The sequence below is a fragment of the Helcococcus bovis genome, from assembly GCF_046035835.1.
Lineage (GTDB): Bacteria > Bacillota > Clostridia > Tissierellales > Peptoniphilaceae > Helcococcus > Helcococcus bovis.
On record NZ_JBFNGB010000048.1, the window covers coordinates 1 to 774 of the forward strand.

Sequence of the window (774 nt, forward strand, 5' to 3'; positions counted from 1 at the left end):
AACAAACTCTGGTATTTACACCGCATACAGAATGTTAAGATATCAAGACTTAGATATAATTTTTTTGGGTGTAATCATGTTTATGATACTTCATGGTTATGTATCAGAAAAAGAAAATGGTAATCAGCTTAACATGATATATACACAACCTGTAAATAGATTTAAGTACAATATTACAAAAGTATTTTCACAGACATATATATTATCAATATTTTGTTTTTTGATATTTGTATTTGCAATATTAAATGGTGTAATTACAGAAGGATTTGGAGAAATAAAACAACCGGTAATTCATTATTTAACATATGTTAAAAACTTTAATAGCATAAATGAAGAAGAAGCACTAAAAACAATATCTACAATGCCAATTTGGCAGTATCTAATAAAGACATTTATTGTAATGATATTACAAGGCTTTTTAATATCATCAATAGCAACGCTATTTTCAATATATACAAAGAGTAAAAATCTACTTATTGCAATGACTTCAGGATTTATATTAGTAGGTGTGATTTTAACAAATTTATTAAATGTAAATATCATAAAATTATATAGCCCATTTAGCTATTTATTTGCAAACAAAGTGGCGGATAATTCAGTTATGGTAAGGAATGTGATAATTGGTGGAAATTTTGTGACAAGTATATTTGTTTTGACTTTATGGAGTGTAATATTTATGATGATTGGAAGTGTGATAGCTGATAAAAGGAAGCAGAGAGTTTAATAAAATTAATTTATTTAATAAGTATAATTAAAACTAAATTAAAAATTTAA

Annotated in this window: 1 protein-coding gene; it reads left to right on the plus strand. The window is 24.7% G+C overall.

Annotation, left to right across the window (positions count from 1 at the left end):
• Positions 1 to 724 (plus strand): hypothetical protein (locus tag ABGF48_RS08440; RefSeq protein ID WP_408105897.1); only part of this gene is annotated, 724 nt, incomplete at its 5' end.
• Between the last annotated feature and the right edge of the window lie 50 nt (positions 725 to 774).